21 protein-coding genes are annotated in these 20646 nt (G+C 72.3%); 8 read left to right on the forward strand and 13 right to left on the reverse strand.

Features of this window, described 5'->3' with window-relative positions; translation table 11 throughout:
* Positions 1 to 237 precede the first annotated feature (237 nt).
* A complete protein-coding gene (locus AB0D48_RS25790) occupies positions 238 to 633 on the forward strand; it encodes a tyrosinase family oxidase copper chaperone (RefSeq protein WP_362401446.1) in 396 nt (131 codons plus the stop codon).
* Positions 630 to 1478 (forward strand): tyrosinase family protein, encoded by an 849-nt coding sequence (locus AB0D48_RS25795; RefSeq protein ID WP_362401449.1) that lies wholly within the window; start codon positions 630 to 632, stop codon positions 1476 to 1478. The genes AB0D48_RS25790 and AB0D48_RS25795 overlap by 4 nt, the downstream gene beginning before the upstream one ends.
* Here AB0D48_RS25795 and AB0D48_RS25800 read toward each other — a convergent pair.
* Both AB0D48_RS25800 and AB0D48_RS25805 read right to left on the reverse strand, forming a co-directional pair.
* Positions 1436 to 2137 carry a response regulator gene (locus tag AB0D48_RS25800; RefSeq protein ID WP_362401452.1) on the reverse strand — a complete coding sequence of 234 codons (702 nt, stop codon included), beginning with the start codon at positions 2135 to 2137 and terminating at the stop codon, positions 1436 to 1438. The genes AB0D48_RS25795 and AB0D48_RS25800 overlap by 43 nt on opposite strands.
* On the reverse strand, positions 2134 to 3732 hold the full coding sequence (locus tag AB0D48_RS25805) for a sensor histidine kinase (RefSeq protein WP_362401455.1): 1599 nt from the start codon (positions 3730 to 3732) through the stop codon (positions 2134 to 2136). Before AB0D48_RS25805 ends, AB0D48_RS25800 begins: the two co-directional genes overlap by 4 nt.
* 105 nt (positions 3733 to 3837) lie before the next feature.
* Between AB0D48_RS25805 and AB0D48_RS25810 the strand changes: the two genes are divergently transcribed.
* Positions 3838 to 5193, forward strand: coding sequence for a cation:dicarboxylase symporter family transporter (locus AB0D48_RS25810; RefSeq protein WP_362401458.1), 1356 nt, complete (start codon positions 3838 to 3840; stop codon positions 5191 to 5193).
* A 296-nt stretch (positions 5194 to 5489) separates the two neighbouring features.
* Positions 5490 to 7265 carry a S8 family serine peptidase gene (locus AB0D48_RS25815; RefSeq protein WP_362401461.1) on the forward strand — a complete coding sequence of 592 codons (1776 nt, stop codon included), beginning with the start codon at positions 5490 to 5492 and terminating at the stop codon, positions 7263 to 7265.
* Between the two features lie 129 nt (positions 7266 to 7394).
* Here AB0D48_RS25815 and AB0D48_RS25820 read toward each other — a convergent pair whose 3' ends face one another.
* From AB0D48_RS25820 to AB0D48_RS25835, 4 genes are all read right to left on the reverse strand, one after another.
* A complete protein-coding gene (locus tag AB0D48_RS25820) occupies positions 7395 to 8063 on the reverse strand; it encodes a (2Fe-2S)-binding protein (protein WP_362401464.1) in 669 nt (222 codons plus the stop codon).
* Between the two features lie 8 nt (positions 8064 to 8071).
* Entirely contained in the window at positions 8072 to 8482 is a 411-nt protein-coding gene (locus AB0D48_RS25825) for a VOC family protein (protein ID WP_362401467.1), read from the reverse strand.
* 22 nt (positions 8483 to 8504) lie between these two features.
* Positions 8505 to 9746 (reverse strand): MFS transporter, encoded by a 1242-nt coding sequence (locus AB0D48_RS25830; protein ID WP_362401470.1) that lies wholly within the window; start codon positions 9744 to 9746, stop codon positions 8505 to 8507.
* Positions 9747 to 9825: 79 nt separating this feature from the next.
* On the reverse strand, positions 9826 to 10626 hold the full coding sequence (locus tag AB0D48_RS25835; protein WP_362401473.1) for an alpha/beta fold hydrolase: 801 nt from the start codon (positions 10624 to 10626) through the stop codon (positions 9826 to 9828).
* A 140-nt stretch (positions 10627 to 10766) separates the two neighbouring features.
* On the opposite strand from AB0D48_RS25835, the gene AB0D48_RS25840 reads away from it, so the two are divergent.
* Positions 10767 to 11453 carry a GNAT family protein gene (locus AB0D48_RS25840; RefSeq protein WP_362401476.1) on the forward strand — a complete coding sequence of 229 codons (687 nt, stop codon included), beginning with the start codon at positions 10767 to 10769 and terminating at the stop codon, positions 11451 to 11453.
* 36 nt (positions 11454 to 11489) lie between these two features.
* Here the strand turns inward: AB0D48_RS25840 and AB0D48_RS25845 are convergent, their stop codons facing one another.
* From AB0D48_RS25845 to AB0D48_RS25855, 3 genes are all read right to left on the reverse strand, one after another.
* Positions 11490 to 12518, reverse strand: coding sequence for a TolB-like translocation protein (locus tag AB0D48_RS25845; protein ID WP_362401479.1), 1029 nt, complete (start codon positions 12516 to 12518; stop codon positions 11490 to 11492).
* 94 nt (positions 12519 to 12612) lie between these two features.
* Positions 12613 to 13893: an MFS transporter gene (locus AB0D48_RS25850; RefSeq protein WP_362401482.1), complete on the reverse strand. Its 1281-nt coding sequence runs from the start codon at positions 13891 to 13893 to the stop codon at positions 12613 to 12615.
* A gap of 2 nt (positions 13894 to 13895) precedes the next feature.
* Positions 13896 to 14786 carry an alkaline phosphatase family protein gene (locus AB0D48_RS25855; protein WP_362401485.1) on the reverse strand — a complete coding sequence of 297 codons (891 nt, stop codon included), beginning with the start codon at positions 14784 to 14786 and terminating at the stop codon, positions 13896 to 13898.
* Between the two features lie 264 nt (positions 14787 to 15050).
* Between AB0D48_RS25855 and AB0D48_RS25860 the strand changes: the two genes are divergently transcribed.
* A complete protein-coding gene (locus AB0D48_RS25860) occupies positions 15051 to 16331 on the forward strand; it encodes an alpha/beta hydrolase-fold protein (RefSeq protein ID WP_362401488.1) in 1281 nt (426 codons plus the stop codon).
* Here AB0D48_RS25860 and AB0D48_RS25865 read toward each other — a convergent pair.
* Positions 16309 to 17796 (reverse strand): carboxylesterase family protein, encoded by a 1488-nt coding sequence (locus AB0D48_RS25865; RefSeq protein ID WP_362401491.1) that lies wholly within the window; start codon positions 17794 to 17796, stop codon positions 16309 to 16311. The two genes, AB0D48_RS25860 and AB0D48_RS25865, sit on opposite strands and share 23 nt — an antisense overlap.
* 97 nt (positions 17797 to 17893) lie before the next feature.
* Here AB0D48_RS25865 and AB0D48_RS25870 point away from each other — a divergent pair, with 97 nt between their 5' ends.
* Both AB0D48_RS25870 and AB0D48_RS25875 read left to right on the forward strand, forming a co-directional pair.
* On the forward strand, positions 17894 to 18220 hold the full coding sequence (locus tag AB0D48_RS25870) for a hypothetical protein (protein WP_362401494.1): 327 nt from the start codon (positions 17894 to 17896) through the stop codon (positions 18218 to 18220).
* Positions 18221 to 18315: 95 nt separating this feature from the next.
* Complete coding sequence (locus AB0D48_RS25875; RefSeq protein ID WP_362401497.1) at positions 18316 to 18603, forward strand: chaplin; 288 nt, start codon at positions 18316 to 18318, stop codon at positions 18601 to 18603.
* An 88-nt stretch (positions 18604 to 18691) separates the two neighbouring features.
* Here the strand turns inward: AB0D48_RS25875 and AB0D48_RS25880 are convergent, their stop codons facing one another.
* Genes AB0D48_RS25880 through AB0D48_RS25890 form a run of 3 tightly spaced genes read right to left on the reverse strand, consistent with a single transcriptional unit; the run spans position 18692 to position 20512 of the window.
* Positions 18692 to 19549, reverse strand: a complete 858-nt coding sequence (locus tag AB0D48_RS25880) for a tyrosinase family protein (RefSeq protein WP_362401500.1) — start codon at positions 19547 to 19549, stop codon at positions 18692 to 18694.
* 16 nt (positions 19550 to 19565) lie between these two features.
* A complete protein-coding gene (locus AB0D48_RS25885) occupies positions 19566 to 19922 on the reverse strand; it encodes a tyrosinase family oxidase copper chaperone (protein ID WP_362401503.1) in 357 nt (118 codons plus the stop codon).
* Positions 19923 to 19981: 59 nt separating this feature from the next.
* Complete coding sequence (locus AB0D48_RS25890; protein WP_362401506.1) at positions 19982 to 20512, reverse strand: GNAT family N-acetyltransferase; 531 nt, start codon at positions 20510 to 20512, stop codon at positions 19982 to 19984.
* Positions 20513 to 20646 lie beyond the last annotated feature (134 nt).

Genomic DNA, 20646 nt, shown 5'->3' on the forward strand with positions numbered 1-20646 from the left:
ATACCCCTGATATCGCGCCGTAGCTTCCGGTCGACATCCGTGATGCACCCGCCCCCATGTCCGTCCTGCCGAACGGGAAGAATTACTGACCAGTAGTATTTCCACCGCAAAACTTCCCGCCCCGGCTGCCGGATCCGGTCCGGACGAAAAGATCGCCCCATTCGTTCTAAACGAAACTTGTCCACTGATGTCTGGATAGCGGCCAACTGCCCCTGACACCCTGATAGTTCTTCGGGCATGAACAAGATCACCCGTCGGCAGGCCTTGGGCACCACTGCCGGCGCACTCACCGCCCTCGGCCTCGCGGGCGTCACCGCGCACGCGGCCGCCACCGACTCCCGGTCCGCCACCACACCAGTCGGCCCGGTCGACGAGGTGTACCAGGGCCGGCGCATCCGGATAGCCGCCGGCACGGGTGGCGGCCACCACGGCGGCCACCACTCCCCCGGTCTGCCCACCGTCCGGATAGACGGCCGCGAGCTGCACGCGATGCGCAACGCCGACGGCAGCTGGATCAGCGTGGTCAACCACTACGAGAGCTTCGCCGACCCGGCCTCGCTGGCCAGAGCCGCCGTACGCGAGCTCCAGGGTGCCGAGCTCGCCCCGTTCTCGCCGGGGGGAGGCGCGGCATGACCGTCCGCAAGAACCAGGCCGCGCTCACTCCCGAGGAGAAGCGCGCCTTCACCAACGCGCTGCTGGAGCTGAAGCGCACCGGCCGCTACGACCGGTTCGTCACCACCCACAACGGCTTCATCATGAGCGACACCGACTCCGGCGACCGGGTGGGACACCGCTCGCCCTCCTTTCTCCCCTGGCACCGCCGGTTTCTGCGCGAGTTCGAGGCGGCTCTTCAGGCGGTGGACGCGAGCGTTTCGCTCCCGTACTGGGACTGGACGGCCGACCGCACCACCCGGTCCTCCCTCTGGGCCGCCGACTTCCTCGGCGGCACCGGCCGGGCCCGCGACGGACAGGTCATCGACGGCCCGTTCGCGTACGCGACGGGCAAGTGGAACATAGCCGTACGGGTAGACGGACGCGCGTACCTGCGCCGGGCGCTGGGCGCGGGCGTCGGCGAGCTGCCGACCAAGGCCGAGGTGGAGGCCGTACTCGCCATGCCCGTGTACGACACGGCCCCGTGGAACAGCTCCTCGAACGGCGGCTTCCGCAACAACCTGGAGGGCTGGCGCGGCGCCAACCTGCACAACCGGGTACACGTGTGGGTCGGCGGCCAGATGGCCACCGGCGTCTCCCCCAACGACCCGGTGTTCTGGATGCACCACGCCTACGTGGACAAGCTGTGGGCCGAGTGGCAGACCCGCCACCCACAGTCCCCGTACCTGCCCGCCGCCGGCACCCAGAACGTCGTGGACCTGAACGACACGATGCGGCCGTGGAACGACGTGACCCCGGCGGACATGCTGGACCACCGGAAGTTCTACACCTTCGACACCGAGCCGGCCGCCGCCAGCCAGCGGTAGTGCAGTTCGGGGCGGCCGACCTGGCCGTACCGGGGAGTGCGGTCCGCGCGGCCGGTGTCCACCAGGTGCTCCAGGTACCGGCGGGCGGTGATCCGGGAGATCCCGGCCGCCTCGGCCGCCCCCGCCGCGGTCAGCCCCTCCGTCGCCGCCCGCAGCAGGGCGGCGACCCGGTCCAGGGTCGGCGCGCTCAGCCCCTTGGGCAGCTCCGCCGGCCGGGGCGCGCGCAGGGCCGCCATCGCGCGGTCCACGTCGTCCTGGCCGGCCGCCTCCCCCGCCGTCGCGCGGAACTCGGCGTAGCGCAGGAGCCGTTCGCGCAGGGTCGGGAAGGCGAAGGGCTTCAGCACGTACTGGACCACTCCGAGCGAGACGCTCTCGCGGACCACGGCCAGGTCGCGCGCCGAGGTCACCGCGATCACGTCGACGGGATGCCCGGCGGCCCGCAGCCCGCGCGCGAAGCGCAGGCCGTTCCCGTCCGGCAGGCCCAGGTCGAGCAGCAGCAGGTCGACACGGGTCCGCTCCAGGGCCCGGGTGGCCTCGGCGAGCGAGTGGACGGTGCCGACGGCGGTGAAGCCGGGGACCCGGCCGACGTAGAGCGCGTGCGCGTCGGCCGCCACGGGGTCGTCCTCGACGATCAGGACCCGTACCTCGGGGGCGCTCACGGCCGCGCCTCCGGCCGCACGGGGAGCCGTACGGTGAACTCGGCTCCCCCCTCCGGCGGCTGGGCCGCCTCCGCGGTGCCGCCGTGGCGCTGCGCCACCTGTCGTACGAGGGCCAGGCCCAGGCCGCGCCCCTCGCCCTTGCCGGACCAGCCGCGCCGGAACACGTCCACCCCTTCGGGCAGCCCCGGGCCGCTGTCGGTCACGCGCAGCAGCAGCCCGTCGGCGCCGGAGCGCACGGTGACCGCGATCCGCCCGCCCGGGACGCCGGTGAGCGCGTCCATGGCGTTGTCCACGAGATTGCCGACCACGGTGACCAGGTCCCGGGCAGGCGGGGTCCCGGGGCCGCCCTCGACGGCCGTGCTGTCGGGGGTGACGACCAGCTCGACGCCCCGCTCGTGCGCCTGGGCGGCCTTGCCGAGCAGCAGCGCCACCAGCACCGGCTCCCCGACGGCGGTGACCACCTCGTCGGTGAGTGCCTGCGCCAGTTCCAGTTCTGCGGTGGCGAACTCCACCGCCTCCTGCGCGCGGCCCAGCTCGATGAGCGAGACCACCGTGTGGAGCCGGTTCGCCGCCTCGTGGGCCTGCGAGCGCAGGGCTTGGGTGAACCCCCGTTCGTGATCCAACTCTCCTGTCAGCACCTGGAGTTCGGTGTGGTCGCGCAGGGTGACCACGGTGCCCCGGCGGCCGCCGCCCGCGACGGGCGAACTGTTGACGACGAGTACCCGGTCGGCGGTCAGGTGCACCTCGTCCACCCGGGGCCGGTCGGCGAGCAGTGCCCCGGTGAGCGGCGCGGGCAGTCCCAGGTCCGCGACACCGGTGCCCGTCATCGCGTCCCGCAGGCCCAGCAGTTCACGTCCGGCGTCGTTGATCAGGGTGATCCTGCGCTGGCCGTCGAGCATCAGCAGCCCCTCGCGCACTCCGTGCAGGGCCGCCTGGTGGTAGTCGTACATCCGGCTGAGCTCGGCCGCGTTCATTCCGTGGGTGTGGCGGCGCAGCCGGGCGTTGACGATGTAGGTGCCCGCCCCGCCGAGGGCGAGGGCCGCGGCCGCGACCCAGGCGAGCGCGGAGAGCTGGGAGGCGAGCCGCGCGCTGATCGCGCGGACGGTGATCCCGGCGCTGACCATGCCGACGACGCGGCCGTCGTCGGTGAGCGGGGTGACCACGCGGATCGAGGGGCCGAGGGTGCCGGTGTAGGTCTCGCTGAAGGTCTCGCCGCGCAGGGCGCGAGCGGTGTTCCCCATGAAGCGCTCGCCGATCCGGCGCGGGTCCGGGTGGGTCCAGCGCCGCCCGGCCGGGTCCATGATCGTCACGAAGTCCACCCCCGAGTCGACCCGGACCCGCTCCGCGTACGGCTGGAGCCGGGCCGTGGGATCGATGCCGCGTACGGCCTCCCGTACGGCCTCCTGGACCGAGGGGGAGTCCGCGACCGCGCGGGCCACGGCCCCGGCCTGGCGCCGGGCCGCGTCCTCGGCCTGGCCGCGCGCGGTGGCGTAGGCGAAGACGGCGCATCCGGCGACGACCACGGTGACCAGCAATACCTGCATGGCGAAGAGCTGGCCGGCGAGGCTGCGCGGCGGCCGGGGCAAACGGAACATGGCGCTCAGTGTGCACCGGCTCATGAACTCAATGAACGCAAGGGTGACCGGGGTCACAGCGGCGGGTGATGGTCCTCCCGGGACGTATTCACCACAGGAGGCATCGTGGCCGCCAGGCGCGACAGAACGCACTATCTCTACATCGCGGTGATCGCCGCGGTGCTCCTCGGCATCGCCGTCGGTTTCGCCGCCCCCGGCGTGGCCGTGGAGCTCAAGCCGCTGGGCACCGGCTTCGTGAACCTCATCAAGATGATGATCTCGCCCGTGATCTTCTGCACGATCGTGCTGGGGATCGGTTCGGTCCGCAAGGCCGCCAAGGTGGGGGCGGTGGGCGGGCTCGCCCTCGGCTACTTCATGGTGATGTCCACGGTGGCCCTCGCCATCGGCCTGCTGGTGGGGAACCTGCTGGACCCGGGCAGCGGCTTGCACCTCACCGAGGCCGCACGCCACGCGGGCGAGGCCCAGGCCAAGGCGGGCGGGGCGCAGAGCACCCCGGAGTTCCTGCTCGGGATCATCCCGACCACGCTGGTTTCGGCCTTCACCGGGGGCCAGGTGCTCCAGACGCTGCTGGTGGCCCTGCTGTGCGGGTTCGCGCTCCAGGCCATGGGCGCGGCGGGCGAACCCGTGCTGCGCGGGATCGGGCACGTACAGAAGCTGGTGTTCAGGATCCTGGCGATGATCATGTGGGCTGCCCCGGTGGGCGCTTTCGGGGCGATCGCGGCGGTGGTCGGCGCGACCGGCATCGACGCGCTGAAGTCCCTCGCCGTCATCATGATCGGGTTCTACACGACCTGTCTGATCTTCGTGTTCGTGGTGCTGGGCACCTTGCTGCGGGTGTGCACGGGGGTCAGCGTGTTCGCCCTGCTGCGCTACCTGGGCCGGGAGTTCCTGCTGATCCTGTCCACGTCCTCCTCGGAGTCGGCGCTGCCGCGGCTGATCGCGAAGATGGAGCACCTGGGGGTGTCGCGACCGGTCACCGGGATCACGGTGCCGACCGGCTACTCCTTCAACCTGGACGGGACCGCGATCTACCTGACGATGTCCTCGCTGTTCGTCGCGGAGGCGATGGGCAAGCCGCTCGCGCTGGACGAGCAGGTCTCGCTGCTGCTTTTCATGATCATCGCCTCGAAGGGCGCGGCCGGGGTGACCGGCGCGGGCCTCGCCACGCTCGCCGGCGGCCTCCAGTCGCACCGGCCGGAACTGGTGGACGGGGTCGGTCTGATCGTGGGCATCGACCGGTTCATGAGCGAGGCGCGGGCGCTGACCAACTTCGCGGGCAACGCGGTCGCCACCGTGCTCATCGGGACGTGGACGAAGGAGTTCGACCACGCACGGGCCGCCGAAGTACTGGCCGGGCGACTGCCGTTCGACGAGACCACGCTGGTCGACGACGCGCACGGCGAGCCGGTGGGCGCCATGCCGCCCCAGGCGACCGGCGACAAGGACCGCGTACCGGTGTAGCCGGTACGCCTGTACGGGCCTACCGGTGCAGCCGGTACGCCCGCACGGGCCGGCCGGGCAGGGCTCGCCCCCACGGTGCCCAGCCCGGTCGGCCCCGACTTCTGCCGCTAGGGACCATTTTCAGCCACGCCCCGGAGAACGCGCGTGCTGTAAAAGGTACTTCCATACCAGGGCACGCGTCTGACATCTTGCGTCCACCACTCGTTTCGTACGGCTCGGTAGGTGCCACCCGCACCACCGGGTCATCGGAGGACGCATTGATACCCCACATATCCAGCCGACCTCGACGTACCCTCGTGCTGGCCGCCACCCTCGGCGCCGCACTTGCCTTCGGGGCCCCCGCCGCGCTCGCCGGCACCGCCCCCGTCTCCCCCTCCGCCCCCGCTTCCGCCCCGGCGGCCGCGGCGGCGCCCCGGGCCGCGGCCCCGACTTCCCAGAGTGCGACCTGGGTTGCCGGCACCCGCGCCTACCTCGTGATCACCGCCCCCGGTGACAGCTCGGCGGTCCGTGCCGCCGTCGCCGCCAACGGCGGCACGGTCTTCGCGAACTACGACGCGATCGGCGTCATCGTCGCCCACTCGGCGTCCGGCTCTTTCGCCACCACGATGCGCGGTGTGAGCGGGGTCCAGCAGGTCGGCGCCACCCGCACCTCGGACGTGCCGGCCGACGCCTACAACCCGGCGCTGCCCGCCAACCCGGCGCAGGCCACGACCCCGTCGGGCGAGCCGGTCCGTGCCGACATGTCCCAGATCAAGGCCGACCAGGCCTGGGCCGTCACCACCGGCTCTGCGTCCGTCAAGGTCGGCATCCTGGACACCGGTGTGGACGACCAGCACCAGGACCTGGCGCCGAACTTCAACGCGGCGGACTCCGCGTCCTGCGCGTACGGCAAGGCCGACACCCGCACCGGCTCCTGGCGCGACGTGGGCACCCACGGCACGCACGTGGCCGGTACGGTCGCGGCCGCCAAGAACGGCAAGGGCGTCATCGGCGTGGCCCCGAGCGTGAAGATCTCCTCGGTGCGCATCGCCGAGCCGGGCTCCTCGCTCTTCTTCGCCGAGAACACCGTCTGCGGCTTCATGTGGGCGGGCGACCACGGCTTCAAGGTCACCAACAACAGCTACTACACCGACCCGTGGCAGTTCAACTGCCCGGACAACGCCGACCAGGCCGCGATCATCGAGGGCGTCAAGCGCGCCCAGGAGTACGCGGAGGGCAAGGGTTCGCTGCAGGTCGCGGCGGCCGGCAACTCCAACATCGACCTGGCCAACAAGCGGACCGACACCGAGAGCCCGAACGACTCGACCCCGGTCACCCGCACCATCACCAACGCCTGCCTCGACATCCCGACCGAACTCCCGGGCGTGGTCACGGTCTCGGCGATGGGCACGACCGCGAAGGCCTCGTACTCCAACTTCGGCCTGAACGTCATCGACGTAACGGCCCCCGGCGGAGACGCCACCGGCATCTACAGCACCCAGCCGGGCGGCAAGTACGGCACCATGAGCGGCACCTCGATGGCCTCTCCGCACGTGGCCGGTGTGGCCGCGCTGCTGGCGAGCACCAACCCGGGCATCACCCCGGCGCAGCTGCGCGACAAGCTGGCCACCCAGGCCAACGACGTCGCCTGCCCGTCGGACAGCCGCTGCACCGGCACCACCGCCAAGAACGGTTTCTTCGGCGAGGGCCAGGTCGACGCGCTGAAGGCGGTGGGCTCCACCCCGCCGCCCGGCAAGTACTTCGAGAACCCCGGTGACTTCGCCATCGGCGACAACACCACCGTGGAGAGCCCCCTCACCGTCAGCGGGGTGACCGGCAACGCCCCGGCCACCCTCAAGGTGGGCGTGAACATCGTGCACACCTACATCGGTGACCTGAAGGTGGACCTCATCGCCCCCGACGGCACCGTGTACACCGTGCACAACCGCGCCGGCGGGAGCACCGACAACATCAACCAGGTCTACACCGTCAACGCCTCCGCGGAGGTCGCGAACGGCACCTGGAAGCTCCGGGTGAACGACAACGCCAGCGGCGACATCGGCAAGATCGACTCCTGGAACCTCACGTTCTGAGCCGTCCGGCCGTCCGGCCGTACGGGGCCACCGGGGAGCAGCGCGACTGCGCCCCGGTGGCCCCCGCCGTTTCCGCGGACACGCCCTCGGGGTGTCTCGCCGTCCGGCCCGGTGCGCCAGAGGCACCCCCTAGCGTGTGCGCAGCACGCAGTCCCCGCAGAAGCCGCCGCCCGGCACCCGGTAGTAGAGGCAGCAGCTGCGCCGTACGAAGGCCACCCCGAGGCCGTCCTCGTGGACGAAGGTGCCGGTCCCGGCCAGAGCTCCGCCGTCGGCGAGCAGGGCGGCCGCCAGGCCGACGGCCCGGCCGGCCGGGATCCGGTCGATCAGCACCCGGAGCGCCCCGACCAGCCCCGACGCGGCATTGCCGCGCAGGACCTTGGGCGAGACCCCGTACCGCTGCCGCAGGCCCGCGTCGAGCAGGGCCAGGTTCCCCAGGACGCTCTCCCCGAGCTGCTCGGCCGGCAGCTCCCCCGGCTCGGGCAGCCACAGCTCCAGCGATCCCGCGCCGGGCAGCCGCCACCACACCCGGTCGGCGGCCAGGTCCGGCACCCGGCCGGCCAGCGCCGCGCACCCCAGCCCGATCGACCACAGCCGCGAGGCGATCCCGAGCTGGGCGGTGGAGGCGGCCACGCGCCCCGGCCCGCTGCCGATCCGCCGCCCCACCTCGGCGGTGTACGGGGCCAGGTGCTCCCCGTACAGGGCGGTCAGCGGCCGGAAACCCGGGCCGGGCGGCTCCTTCCCGTACGGCACGGTGAAGAAGGGGCCCACGGAGGCCAGTTGCACCAATGCGTCGTCCATGTCAGGCCTCAGGCGGGGTCCGGGGTCGCCCCGTCGAGGATCTCCATGTAGTGCGGGTTGCGCATGATGCCCAGCACGTTGCCGAACGGATCGGTGACGGCCGCCGTCACGAAGCCGCCGTCACCGTGCGCCGTCACCGGCTGGTACTCCTCGGCGCCCAGGTCCAGCAGCCGCTGCAGGACCGACGGCAGGTCGTCGACCGCCCAGTACGCCACCGCGCCGCCCGGCTCCTTGGCCGCGCCCGGCGGGGCGTAGCTGCGGTCGACGATGCCCAGCTCGTGCTGGTAGTCGCCGATGCGGAACTCCGCGTACCCGGGCCGCTCGAAGTACGGGGCGATCCCGAGCAGCTCCGTGTACCAGGCCTTGGCCGCCTCCAGGTCGTCCGCCCAGAAACTGATCGTCGCGAGCCCTCGCAGCATGCGTGTCCTCCAGGTCAGGATGTCAGCCCGACTGTACGACGGCCCCCGCGGGCCCGTCCCCGAGTCGCGTCCTCCCGGCCCGGCGGACCGCCGGGCCCATCGCGTACGAGGCGGCCAGCAGGATAGCGCCGAGCAGCAGCCAGCCCGGGATCCCCCACACCAGGAGCAGCCCGGTCAGCACCAGCGGGCCGGCGGTCCGGGCCACGGGCACCCCGGTGCCGAAGAACCCCTGGTACTGGCCGATCCGGTCCGCGGGGGCCAGCGAGAAGCCGATCTGCCAGGACCCGGCGGACTGCCGCATCTCGGCGTCCGCCTGGAGCACCGCGCCCACCACCAGGAGCGCTGCGGCCGCCCGGCCCGACCCGGGCAGCGCGGCGACGGCGAACACCGCGCAGGAGGCGGCCATGACCAGCCCGGACACCCGCACCGCCCGCCGCGCGCCGTCCAGGTCGGTGACCGGGCGGGCCACGCGCACCTGGAACAGGGTCACGGCGACGGTGTTCAGCACGAACAGCGCCGACACCAGCCAGCCGGGGGCGTGCGTGCGCTCCACGATCCAGAGCGGGATGGCCAGGCTGAGCAGCGGCATCCGCAGCAGCAGGATCGCGTTCAGCAGCGTGACCAGCGCGTACGGCCGGTCGCGGAGGACGGCCAGCCGGGGCTCCCCGGCCGCCCGGCCGGCCACCGGCGCCACCGCGGGCAGCCGCAGCAGCACGGCAGCGCACACCAGGAAGCTCACCCCGTCCAGCACGAACACGGCGAGGTAGGCACGCTCGGTGTCCGCGCCGAGGGCGAGGCCACCGAGCGCGGCGCCCAGCGCCAGTCCGCCGTTGAGCACGGATTGGAGGTGGGCCAGCACTCCGGTCCGCCGCTCCGGCGGGACCAGGCCCGCGAGCAGCGCCTGCCGGGAGGCCGCCAGCCCGCACTGGGCGGTGGCGTACACGACGACGGCGATCAGGAAGGCCCAGAAGGACCGGATGAAGAGGAAGGCGAACACCGAGACCGCGGTGGCCACCGCGAGGGCCGTCGAGGTGCCCCGGGGCCCCCGCCGGTCGGCGAGTGCCCCGAGCGGCACCCCGGCGACGGAGCCGATGGCCCAGGCGAGGGTCAGTCCGAGGCCGATCTGCGCCGGCGAGAGGCCGACCACTCGGGTGAAGTAGAGCGCCGAACACACGTAGTAGGCGCCGTCTCCGACGGAATTGCTCAGCTGGGCGGCGGCCAGCCGGCGCGGCGCCCCGGCGGGGGGCAGGAACCGTATCGTCACCGGGCCCATTGGACCAGCCGAACGGCCCACGCGGCTGGGCCATTCCGGGCTGCGTACGGCGGACCAATCGGCCTGCGGCTCACAGGCCGGCGAGGAACTCCAGCAGCACGCGGTTGAAGGCCTCGGGCTGCTCCACGCCCGGCAGGTGCCCGGCCCGCTCGATGACGGCGAGCACCGAGTGCGGCACCAGCGCGTGCAGGGCCTCGGCCTCCGCGACCGGGATGTAGAAGTCGTCCGCGCCGACGACCACCAGGCATGGCTCGGCCGCCTCGGCGAGCACGGGACGGTAGTCGGGACGCTCCGCCCGGCCGCGCAGGGCGGCGGCCGCGCCCTCGGGAGCGGTGGCGCGCATCATGGCGCTCACCCGCGCGGCGGCCTCCGGCATGCCGGTCACGTTGTAGGGCGCCAGCATCTTGTCGATGACCTCTTCGGCGTACGGCCCCATGCCTTCGGCGAGCAGCCTGTCGGCGAGTTCGCGGCGGCGTTTCGCGCCCTCCTCGGTCTCCGGAACGGGGGTGGTGCCGGAGAGTACGAGCGCCCTTACCAGACCCGGGTGGCGCAGCCGCACCTCCATGGCGATCTGCCCGCCCATGGACACACCGCCGACGACCACCTGTTCGATTTCCAGACGGGCGAGGAGAGCGGCGATGTCGTCGGCGAGATCAGCAAGCAGGGCCTTGCCGGCCAGCACCGGACTTTCCCCGTATCCCCGCAGGTCAGGGGCGATCACACGGTACCCGGCAGCCGTCAGCGCGGCCGTCTGGGGGGCCCACATCGTGCGGTTGAACGGATGTCCGTGGATCAGGATTAAGGGCTCTCCGCCGCGGGGACCCAAGTCGTCGAAAAAGAGGTTCGCGCCATTGCCAAATTGGGGGTTCATGAGAGGACTTTAAGGGGCTACATTGAGCCACTCGCGTTCACCTGACAGCCCGTTGCCTTTCACCCGTGTTTTGCACGGGGGGCGACGTCAGGGACGCAGACTGTGCAACCACCCCACCGCCCAGAAGGACCGAAGGCTCCGTGCCCGTACCCGTACTCCTCGCCGGCCGCACCGTGCGGCTCGAGCCCCTCGCCCCCCACCACACCGAGGCTCTGGCCGTGGCCGGGGCCGAGGATCGTACGACTTACGCCTTCACTCCCGTACCCCACGGCGTGCAGGCGTCCCACGAGTACATCGACCGTGCCCTCGCCGATCAGGCGGCGGGTCGATCGGTCCCGTTCGCGGTGGTCAGAGCCACCGACGGGCGGGTCGTCGGTTCGACCCGGTTCCTGGAACTCGACTACTGGCAGGGGCCCCTCGTGTGGCCCGCCGTGCCCGGTGTCCCGTTCGGCGATCCGGCGACGGCGATCCCCGATGCCGCCGAGATCGGCAACACCTGGCTGTCCCCGAGCGCCCAGGGCACCGGCATCAACACCGAGGCGAAGCTGCTCATGCTCCGCCACGCCTTCGAGACCTGGGGCGTCCGGCGGATCTCGCTGCGCGCGGACGCCCGCAACGGCCGCTCGCGAGCCGCGATGGAACGTCTCGGCTTCACCTGCGAGGGGGTACGCCGGGCCCATTCGCGGGGGCTCGACGGCGCGGTCCGCAGCACGGCCTTCTACTCGATCCTCGACGAGGAGTGGCCGGCCGTACGGTCGATCATCGAGCTGAGGCTGTCGGCCGGGGCGCAGCGGAAGCGGCGCCGCAAGACCCTGATCCCGGCGTAACGGTCCTGCGGCGGCCCTCCCCCGGCCTTTCCGGCATCAGCCGAGGAAGGCCGGGGCGAGGGCCGATGCCATGAGCCGGGCGGGGGCGCCGCTCCCGTCGGCCGGTACGGAGTACAGGTCGGCGCCGAAGTCCCCCGGCAGCGAGTAGACGACGGTCCCGTCGTCCGTCCACACCACCTGGTCGTCCACGCTGCGCTCCTCGGCGAGGGGGGTTTCCGCCCCGGAGGCCAGGTCCAGCGCGTACAGCCGCCACGGCGCCTCGGCCGGCAGGTCCGGCACCCGCTTCTTGAACACCACCCGTGTGCCGTCGGGCGACAGGGACGGACACTCGACGTTCTCGCGCAGGGTGGTCACGGTCCGCCCGGCCAGGTCCCCACGGATCAGGTGGGTGCGGCCGCCGGTGGCCAGCGTCGCGTAGAAGGTCCGCTCGTCGGCGGCGAAGGTGACCCCCCAGAAGTTCACGTCGGCGCTGTGGTAGGGCTTGCCGTCCTTGAGGATCGTGAACTCCTCCAGCGAGGCGTCGAGCCTGCCGGTGCGCAGGTCGAGCACCGAGGTCCGCGTGGAGAAGTTCGTACCGGCGTAACTGTCCCCGCCGACGAAGACCGTCCAGGCGGCGAGGTGCCCGCCGGGCGAGACCCGGGCACGGGTGGGGATGCCGGCCAGGGCATGCGCGGAGACCTCCTCGAGGCCCGCGTCGAGGACAACGGCCCGGTAGCCGTCCTGGACCCCGCTCTTGTCGGCCTGGAGGCAGATTCCGGTGCCGGCGGCTGCGTGGAAGCGCAGGCAGCTCACACCGGATGCGGTACGGGCTCCCTCGGGCGCGGCGGCCGGGACGGTGGCGAGTTCGTCGCGGTGCGGGCCCCAGGCCATGTTCCGGAACACGATCCGCGGGCCGCCCCCGGCCTGGGCGAGGGAGACCGCGCCCCGGGTGATCTGCGGGCCGCCCGCCTGCGTCTGGTTCTTCTCGTCGGCCCGGGAGGAGGCCCGCAGGAAGGAGTGCACGGCCACGGCGGCGAGCAGGACGACGAAGGCGGCGAGGACCAGGATCCGGCGCTGGAGGGTCATGGGGGCCCTTCTTTCGTACGGCGGGGGTATCGGTCGGCGGTAGGGATGGGCGGGGCCGGTCGGCGGCGGGGACGGGTCGGGGTCGGTCGTGGGATCAGTCGGCGCCGGGGCGCAGCCGTGCGCACACCGCGACGGCGGCCGCGAGCAGGACCACGGCGACGCCGAGCGCGGGGCGCGGACCCCAGAACGTCCACGCGGCGCCGAAGCCGAGTGCGGCGGCGAAGCGGGCGAGGGCCTGGCCGGTCTGGACGAGGGCGAGACCGCCGCCGCGGTGCTCCCCGGGCACGGCCGCGGCGGCCGCGGCCATCAGGACCCCGTCGGTGGCGGCGTAGAAGCCGCCGTGCAGCAGCAGGACCGCGTACGGCAGCCAGGGGTGGTGGCCGCCGGCGAGGAGCAGCCCGTAGGCGAGCAGGAGCGCGAGGTGGCCGCCGAGGAAGACGCGCGTTCGGCCAATCCGGTCGGCGAGGCGCCCGAGGGGCAGGGCCAGCAGGAAGAAGGCGGCGGCGGTGCCCAGCGGCAGCAGGGCGAACCAGCGGTCGGCGATCCCTGTGGCGCGCTGGAGCAGCAGGAAGACGAAGCCGTCGCTGACCGTGCACAGGCCGAGCAGCAGCGCGCAGAGGCCGGTCCGGCGCAGGTCGCGGCCGCGCAGCAGCCCGAGGGAGGCGCGCAGGGAGACGCGCTCGTCGGCGTTCCCTGCGCCGGCGGCGGGCCGGGCGGGGGCGGGGCGTCCGGGGACGAAGAGCACGAGGACGAGGACTCCGAGGGCGGCGACGCATGCGCTGACGGTGAAGACGGCGTCGTAGCCGTCGGCGGCTCCGCGCAGGATGAGGAAGGCGAGGACCGGGCCGATCAGCGCGCCCGCGGTGTCCATCGCCCGGTGGGCGCCGAAGGCCCGGCCGCGGTCCTCGGGGGCGGCGGCGAGGGAGATCAGCGCGTCGCGCGGGGCGGTGCGCAGGCCCTTCCCGGTGCGGTCGAGGGCGAGGACGGCGCCGATGGCAGGCAGGGTGTGCGCGAGCAGCAGCAGCGGCTTGCACAGGGCGGAGAGGGCGTAGCCGGTTCCGGCGAGGGCCTTGTGACGGCCGAAGCGGTCGCCGAGGTGTCCGCCGGCGAGCCGGACCAGTGCGCTGACCCCGTTGTAGAGGCCGTCGAGCAGGCCGAATCCGAGCGGGGAGAGCCCGAGGCCGGCGACGAGGTAGAGCGGGAGCACGGCGGCGACCATCTCGGAGGAGACGTCGGTGATGAGGCTGACCGTGCCGAGGGCGAGCACCGTGGGCGCGAGCGCGGCGCGCCGCCCGGGCTGGGTGCCCGGGGCGGCGGCCGACGGCTCGGGGGTCACGGTGGGCGCGGGGGTGCCGCGGCTGTCCGCAACGTACATGGTCAGGAAGCCCAGATCCCCGTGATGTCCTTGGCGCCGGCGGCGTTCCCGGCGTGGGTGGTCAGGCCGGCCAGGCCTTCCAGCGTGCGGAGCATGTCGTAGTGGTTGTAGGTGGTGCCCGACGTGCTGCCCGGGCTCACGGGCTGGCCGTAGAGCACGGTCGGGATCTTGTTTCCGGCGAGCCGGTTGTCCTCGTCGAAGGTGACGACGAGGAGGCTGTTGTGGGTCTTCGCCCAGTCCGCGTAGGCCTTGAGCTTGTTCTTGAGCCAGGTGTCACCGGTGCCGACGGAGCAGTCGTGCATGTCGTTGCAGAGGTTCGGGACGACGAAGGACACCTTGGGGAGGGTGGTGAAGTCGGTCGGGAACTGGGTCATGGTCTTCGCGGTGCTGGTGGGCACGTTGGAGAAGGCGAACCAGGGGTTGTGCTTGCGGGCGTAGCTGCCGCTGCTGCACGTGGTGGAGCCCTGGCTGGGCAGGGTCTCGTTGTAGCTGGCCCAGCTCTTGCCCGCGGCCATCAGCTCGGAGGCGAGGTTGGGTGCGGAGCTGAAGCCGGGGGTGTAGCAGCTGTCGCCGGTGACGCCCTGGTTCGAGCCCGAGAAGAGCTGCAGGTAGTTGGGCTGGCTGGGGTGGGTGATGCCGTAGGACTGGGTGAGGTTGGCACCCCCTGCCTTCAGGGAGTTGATGTACGGGGCACTGGAGCTCCCGATGACCTGGCTGTAGGCGTGGTTCTCGAAGACCACGACGACGACGTGGTCGGGGGCAGGCAGCGCGGCCGCGTGCGCGGGCTGGGCAGCGCCGATGCCCGCCCACAGGGCCGCAGCGGCGGCGGTGACGCCGAATGCGGTGGCGAGGGCGGTCCCACGGCGGGACTTTGGCAGAGGCATGCCAAACATGAGTTTCCTCCGGGCGGGTGCGGGGGTTCTGGGGGCGGCGCGCAGGCACCATACCCAGCGGCATGTGCATGGGCCAGGGACGGTCGGCGAACAGAACCGGAACTCGGCGGGCCTTTCCGGCGTCGGGCAACGGCCTTCCCTAGAGCACCCCAAGAGAAGGAAAAATCCGGAACCCTGGCATGCTTTCGTTCATCTTTCGAACGGAAGAACCCACCGTCAGACCACCCGCCCCTCGGGGCAGCACCAGCCGGAGAGCCACCGCACATGTCGTACGCACCCGAGGGGCAGCAGTACCAGCCGCCGTACCGGCCGGAAGGGCAGAACCCGCAGCAGCCCTACGGCGACCAGTACGGGCGGCGGCAGTACGGACACCAGTCGCACGAGCCCCATGCCGGGCAGCAGCCGTACGGACAAGCCCAGCAGCCGTACGGGCAGGAGCCGTTCGAGCCGCATGAACCCTACGGGCAGGAGCCGGAGTACGAACCCCGGCGCAAGTCCCGGGTACGGCGCTGGGTGATCGCGGGAGTCTCCGTTCTCGCGCTCGCGGGCATCGCGGCGGGCGTGATGTACCACTTCGAGATACCCCCGTTCACCGACAAGGGCGCCGCGGTGTCCTTCGGGAAGCCCGCCGGCGACGGCAAGAAGAAGGACGCCGCCCAGCAGCCGGCGAGCTCCAAGATGCTCATGCCCACCGATCCGTCCGCCCAGTTCAAGAACACGATGACCCTGCCCGACGGGACGCACGTCGCCGTCACCACCCTGGACGGCAAGAAGTCCGGCTTCAAGGGCAAGGTGTGGGTCTGGGCGCCCAAGGAGTACAACGACCCGAAGTTCGCCAAGAGCGGCTTCCCGGTCATGATCGCCCTGCCGGGCGGCGCCGGATACCCGAGCAACTACTGGATGGGCACCGACCTGGGCCTCCAGTCCAGCATCTCCAAGTGGTACGCCGAGGGGAAGAGCAAGCCGTTCATCCTGGCCATGCCGGTGCTCAACCCGGCGCCGGACGACAAGGGCATCTACTGGGACGGCTCGGACATACCCGACCAGCCCAAGATGGGCACCTGGCTGACCGAGGACGTCCCCGACCTGATGAAGGCGAACTTCCGCACCATCAAGTCCCGTGACGGCTGGGCCTTCATGGGCTCTTCCACCGGCGGCTTCGCCGGTCTGAAGGCAGTCCTGAAGCACCCGGACAAGTTCAAGGCCGTGATCGCCTCCGGCCCGGACATCGTCCCGGACTCCTCCCTGTGGAAGGGCCACGAAAAGGAGAAGGCCGAGAACAACCCGGAGATCCTGGCGAAGCAGCTCATCGACCGCAAGGGTCCCGACGTCTACCTCGCCTTCCAGGTCGGAGACAGCGAGAACAACAAGAAGACCCTGCCGGACGTGCAGAAGTTCATCGCCACCTTCGGGAACAAGGGGCCGGTCCACACCGACCTGAGGATCATCAAGGGCGGCCAGCACAACGCCAAGACCTATGTCCCGAACATGGGTGAGGGACCGATCCAGTTCATCAGCAAGGTCATGGAAGGACCCGTCGAGTAACGGACGACGCGTCCGTCTCCTCTTCCTCGAGCGCCAGTTCCTTCAGCGCCAGTTCCTTCAGCTCCGGCCCGCCGAACACCTTCGGCGGGCCGTTGCCGTTCCAGGGCGCCCAGCCCGGCTCCCCGTGCACCGCGAAGCGCACCCAGGCGGCGTGCATCTCCTCGGCCAGCGCCTGTGGGGCCTGCGGTCCCGCCAGCCAGGACGCCTCGGGCACGTCGAGCGTGTCGAACACGAAGCCCAATTCCAGGGCGTGACAGGCACCGAGGCCCGGGACGCCGGAGGACCAGGCGAACTCGTACAGGAAGCTCGGCGCCGCCCGCCGCGCCCCGGCGAGCCGGCGCAGCGGATCGCGAAGCAGCCGGTCCGTGAGCAACTGCCCCGCGAGGTCGGCGGGTCCCGCTCCGGGCAGGGCGGCGCGCAGCGCCCGTACGGCGGCCCGGTCCTTGCCGCTGCGGAAGCGGGCCAGCTCCACGGCCAGCGGGCCCAGCCGGTCCAGCAGCCGCATCGCGCCGGTGGGGGCGAGCCAGAGACGGTACTCCTCGGTGGTCCATCCCAGCAGCAGCGGTACGCCGGACCGGCTCGCGGCGTCGAGCGGGTCGCCGGGAACCGTCTCCGGGTCGGTGACCAGGCCGAAGGCGGGGCCGCCGGCGAGCGGGCTCGATCGGCGCAGGACGGCCGCCTGGGCGGCGAGCAGGGTGGGCAGGCCGGTGGCGGCGAAGGCCTCGGCGGTGGCGTCCGTCTTCAGCAGCGAGGCCATCCGCCGGACCATGGCGCGCACTCGGTCGCGGGGCAGCGTCTCGGGCGCTCCGCTCTGCAGGATCGCCCGGGCGAAGAGGCCGGCGGCCCCGGGCGCGGCGAGCAGGGAGCCGATGCTGATGGCTCCGGCGGACTCGCCGAAGACGGTGACGCGGGCGGGGTCGCCGCCGAAGGCCCCGACGTTGTCCCGGACCCACTCCAGCGCGGCGATCTGGTCCAGCAGGCCCCGGTTGGCGGGCGCGTCGGGGAAGAGACCGTAGCCGAGGACGCCGAGGCGGTAGTTGAAGGAGACGAGCACGACCCCGTCACGGGCGAAGGCGGAGCCGTCGTAGACCGGGACGGCCGAAGAGCCCCGGGTGAGCGCCCCGCCGTGGATCCACACCATGACGGGCAGCCGGGCCCCGGGGGACGGATCGGGGGTCCACACGTTGACGTTCAGGCAGTCGTCCCCGGCGATCTCCGGGTCGGGCAACAGGGCCGCGAACCTCTGCGGGTAGGGCACCTTGGGCGCGGTGGGCCCGAACGCACCGGCGTCGCGGACGCCGTCCCAGGCCTCCGGGGGCGCGGGCGCCGCGAAGCGCAGGGCGCCGACGGGCGGGGCCGCGTAGGGGATCCCCCGGAAGACGGCGGTACCGCCCGTGCCGGTCCTGCCCTCGACCACGCCGTACGCGGTCCTGGCCCGGGGCCGGCCGCCGGCCGCTGCGCTCATCTCGTCCTCCTGGATCCGGTGCTCGGCGCACGGTCGCACAGCCGCCCAACGGGTGACAAGGCGTGACCGTGCCCGCGCCCGGCCCGGTTGGACGGGCATGCGAACCCTGCGTATCCACCACACCGTGCCCGTCCTGCTGCTGGCGGCGACCGCGCTCGCCGCCGGCGCCCCGGTCCAGGCGGCCGCCGGGCCGGATTTCCAGTACGTCGGCCAGGACGACCGGGTCCACCGGCTCGACGCCACCCCGGACTGTGCCGAAGCGGAGGGCGGCGGCGCCCGGGCCGTCACCAACGGCACGCGGCGGACGGCGACCCTCTACCGCGACCCGGGGTGCACGGGCCGGGCGGTCGCGGTCCTGCGGCCGGGAACGGTCACCCAGGTCCGGCCGTACTTCGCGTCCGTGCGCTTCGCCGTCACCGGGTAGGCCCAGCGGCCGTGACCCCTCGGCCGTCGCCGCGTTGTACGCCATGTCAAATGCCGCAGCTTCTGCGGCGCCCCATATTTCACGAGGAGATCTTGATGTCGCGTATCGCGAAGGCATTCGCCATCACCGCTGTCGCCGGTAGCGCCCTGGCCACCGGTGCGGGTCTGGCCGTCGCCGATGCCGGAGCGCACGGTGCGGCGGTCGGCTCCCCGGGTGTCCTGTCGGGCAACCTGCTCCAGGTTCCGGTGCACGTCCCGGTCAACGTCTGCGGCAACACCGTCAACGTGATCGCTCTGCTGAACCCGGCGTTCGGCAACACGTGCGTCAACGCGTCGGGCCACGGTGACGAGCACCACACCGAGGGCGGCGACTACGGTCACTGATCGTCCGCCGCCGATCGTCTGATCGGCCTGTGATCGACTGAAGGGCCCCCGCCTCTTGGCGGGGGCCCTTTCCCGTGTCGTCCGTACGTCATTCGTAGCGGTAGAGGCCCTGGTGGCCGAACATCTCGCGGGGGGTGACGTTCCACGGTGGCATCGGTTCGTCGAGGGCGATCACCCGGCCGCGCTGGAGGTCCCCGGGCGCGGGCGCCACCGCGGGGAGGTAGCCGGAGCGCGGGTGCTTCTGCTGCCAGCGGTCCCAGATCAGGTCCACGAAGGCGTGGTGCAGCCAGAAGGCCGGATCGTTGGGCGCGGTGCCGCCCGTCATGTGGCCGCCGATCCACTGGTGGACCTTGTTGTGGTTGCGCCAGCGCTCGCTCTTGGGGGCGGCCCAGCCCTCCAGCTTGTTGCGGAACCCGTTGACGGTGGAGTTCCAGGGCGAGATGTCGTAGGTCGGGTCGTCGATCGCCCACTGCAGTTCGGCCGGAGTGGGCAGCGAGATCGGGTTCTGGGGCCGGCCGAGGTTGCGGGTGAGGAAGGCGGCCTCCGTGATGCCCACCGTCACGGTCCAGTTGCCCTTGTCGTAGGCGAACGGCCCGGTCATCACCTTGCGGTCGCTCGCCCGGCCGGTGCCGCCGAGGAAGTCGTCGGCCCAGAGGGAGGAAACCGGGCTCGTGTCGGTGGTCCAGTCCCAGTACGGGATGGACACACCCGGATCGACCGACCGCAGCTGCCTCTCGAACTCCAGCAGGTAGCACCTGTGCCACGGGAAGAAGGACGGGGACATGTGCCCGACGCGGAGCTTGCGGTCGCGATCGGGCACGAAGTACTTGTCGTGGGTGCGCACGAGGGTGTCGTAGACGCCGTTGCGCTTGAGCTCCAGCACGGCCGCCGTGAACCGCTTCTTCTGGGCGCTCGTCAGGTTCTTCTGGTTCTGCCGGGTGTACAACGCGGGGCTCCTCCCGTCAGCCGTGGTGCGGGGCGGTGGCCAACGCCAGCTGGTTCGTGCCCAGTTCGTCGACGGCCGCGCGTGCCAGTTCCAGCGGCGTGGCGAAGGACTGGAAGTGGTTGACCCCGCTGAGGTAACTGCCGTCGGCCCGGCGCATGACGTGCAACGGGCGCCCGTCGATACGGATCCCGGCCTGGTCGACGGCGATGTGCCGGCCCCGGTACGTCTCCTCCGCGAGCGGGGCCGGCGTGAGGGTCTGCCGGGGGCGGCGGGCTCGCAGTACGGGAGCCAGCGCCGCGGCCGTACCGGCGAGCACGGCCGCGGTACGGAGCCACGCGCGTCGGGTGGGAAGTGCGGCGGGTGCTGCGGGCATTCGGTCTCCCTCGCTCGATGGCCGGCGGCTACGGGACTAACGCGGCGCGGCGGGCGAGGTCACTCTTGAGGGTGCTTGTAGAAGAGCGTGGTGGGGTGCAGGCGGCCGGCCGGGTCGGCGGCGTAGTCGGGGATGGTGCCGACCTCCGTCCAGCCCGCCCGCCGGTAGACGTTCTCGGCGCCGCTGCCCGTCTCGGTGTCCAGGAACAGCAGCACCACACCGGCGCGGGCGGCGGCCGCCTCGGCCTCGGTGAGCAGGGCGCGGCCGGTGCCGCGGCCGCGGGCCTCCGGGTGGACCATGAGCTTGCGCAGCTCGGCGCGGTGGCGGCCATTGGGCTTGGACTCCCGGTACCAGCTGACGGTGCCGTCGATGCGGCCGTCGCCACCGGTGCGGGAGACCCACAGGGCGAGGGACCCCTCCTCGACGGCGGGCAGCAGGGAATCCCACCAGGCGGCGGCGCCCTCGTGGTCGAGGTCGGCGAGGAACCCGAGCGAGGAGCCGGCGGCGACGACGTCGAGGAGCAGGGCGGCGAGTTCGTCGCGGTGGGCGCGGAGTTCCGTGGCGGTGAGCGGGGTGATGGCGGCCGTCATGCGGCCGAGCATAAGGATCGGGCGGCGGCGGGCGGCAGGCTGGGCGGGTGCGGGTGCGGGTGCGGGTGCGGGTGCCGGTCACGCCTGCCGCCGGCGCGTCGGCCGTTCGGCCTCCGGGCGCGGTGACGGCGCCG

This window comes from Streptomyces sp. NPDC048269 (assembly GCF_040652395.1).
GTDB lineage: Bacteria > Actinomycetota > Actinomycetes > Streptomycetales > Streptomycetaceae > Streptomyces.

Coding starts and splice junctions, on each gene's coding strand:
- AB0D48_RS25825 (WP_362401467.1), bottom strand. CDS start 8,482: ATGCTGCGAGGGCTCGCGACGATCAGTTTCTGGGCGGACGACCTGGAG.
- AB0D48_RS25855 (WP_362401485.1), bottom strand. CDS start 14,786: ATGTTTGGCATGCCTCTGCCAAAGTCCCGCCGTGGGACCGCCCTCGCC.
- AB0D48_RS25850 (WP_362401482.1), bottom strand. CDS start 13,893: ATGTACGTTGCGGACAGCCGCGGCACCCCCGCGCCCACCGTGACCCCC.
- AB0D48_RS25860 (WP_362401488.1), top strand. CDS start 15,051: ATGTCGTACGCACCCGAGGGGCAGCAGTACCAGCCGCCGTACCGGCCG.
- AB0D48_RS25790 (WP_362401446.1), top strand. CDS start 238: ATGAACAAGATCACCCGTCGGCAGGCCTTGGGCACCACTGCCGGCGCA.
- AB0D48_RS25835 (WP_362401473.1), bottom strand. CDS start 10,626: ATGAACCCCCAATTTGGCAATGGCGCGAACCTCTTTTTCGACGACTTG.
- AB0D48_RS25885 (WP_362401503.1), bottom strand. CDS start 19,922: ATGCCCGCAGCACCCGCCGCACTTCCCACCCGACGCGCGTGGCTCCGT.
- AB0D48_RS25865 (WP_362401491.1), bottom strand. CDS start 17,796: ATGAGCGCAGCGGCCGGCGGCCGGCCCCGGGCCAGGACCGCGTACGGC.
- AB0D48_RS25805 (WP_362401455.1), bottom strand. CDS start 3,732: ATGTTCCGTTTGCCCCGGCCGCCGCGCAGCCTCGCCGGCCAGCTCTTC.
- AB0D48_RS25795 (WP_362401449.1), top strand. CDS start 630: ATGACCGTCCGCAAGAACCAGGCCGCGCTCACTCCCGAGGAGAAGCGC.
- AB0D48_RS25875 (WP_362401497.1), top strand. CDS start 18,316: ATGTCGCGTATCGCGAAGGCATTCGCCATCACCGCTGTCGCCGGTAGC.
- AB0D48_RS25890 (WP_362401506.1), bottom strand. CDS start 20,512: ATGACGGCCGCCATCACCCCGCTCACCGCCACGGAACTCCGCGCCCAC.
- AB0D48_RS25820 (WP_362401464.1), bottom strand. CDS start 8,063: ATGGACGACGCATTGGTGCAACTGGCCTCCGTGGGCCCCTTCTTCACC.
- AB0D48_RS25845 (WP_362401479.1), bottom strand. CDS start 12,518: ATGACCCTCCAGCGCCGGATCCTGGTCCTCGCCGCCTTCGTCGTCCTG.
- AB0D48_RS25870 (WP_362401494.1), top strand. CDS start 17,894: ATGCGAACCCTGCGTATCCACCACACCGTGCCCGTCCTGCTGCTGGCG.